The sequence below is a fragment of the Rhizobacter sp. P2_H2 genome (genome assembly GCF_056403375.1).
This window is the reverse complement of sequence record NZ_JBFUFP010001706.1, coordinates 1-692: the sequence shown is the minus strand read 5'-3', so window position 1 is coordinate 692 and position 692 is coordinate 1. Positions and strand designations below refer to the sequence as shown.

The 692-nt window shown below is 55.6% G+C and carries 1 protein-coding gene; it reads left to right on the top strand.

Annotated features, from left to right (window positions below):
- Window positions 1–256: 256 nt before the first annotated feature.
- A complete protein-coding gene (locus AC1D15_RS35730; RefSeq protein WP_477829818.1) occupies window positions 257–613 on the top strand; it encodes a hypothetical protein in 357 nt (118 codons plus the stop codon).
- The last annotated feature ends 79 nt before the right edge of the window (window positions 614–692 follow it).

The following is a 692-nucleotide window of genomic DNA, read 5'->3' as shown; positions in this document are numbered from 1 at the left end:
GCCGACGTGACCGACGTGAAGCAGTTCGAGGCCGTGGTGTCCAGGCTCGACAAGACGAAATCGTTGCCGGTCACCGTGCTGCGTGGCGACTGGGCGCAGTTCCTGCGCATCCCTGTGCTCAAGTGAGGGCCGGATATCCGACTGCCGGCACGGGGATTGCCATGGTGCTTTCGCAATGCGGGATCTGTGAACAGAACTTTTGCGATGACTGAACTTGCCTTATCAATGGAAAGTCAGTTGGCGCACACATCATTCGATGGATCGCCTCGAATTCAGCGCGCTTTTGGCTACAATTCAGGGGTCGTGGATCGGCTTTATTGCCAATCCGGGCAACGAGTTGAGGCGTCTGAAACTATCCCCAAGCTACCCACAAGTCTTTGTGGATAAGTTGTGGAAAGATTTTGCTGTTGGTGACCCGCAACGACAAGAAATCAAGCAATGGCGCGGTTTCCGGCGGGGTGCTTTTGGCTACAATGAAGGCCCAACAAGCAGTTGCCATACGTTTTGTTGGAAGGCGCGTCAGTTCTTCGACGTGCCTTTTTTTTGTTCACGGCCCGGGTCTTCGACCCATCATCTCGAGCGCGCAGGTCACGCGACAACGCGCACGAGATGAGCCATCAACGCAGCGGTGCAACCGCTGCAGCGTCGAACCGCGACGCAGTGGAATCGCTCAATGGATCACATCCGAAATT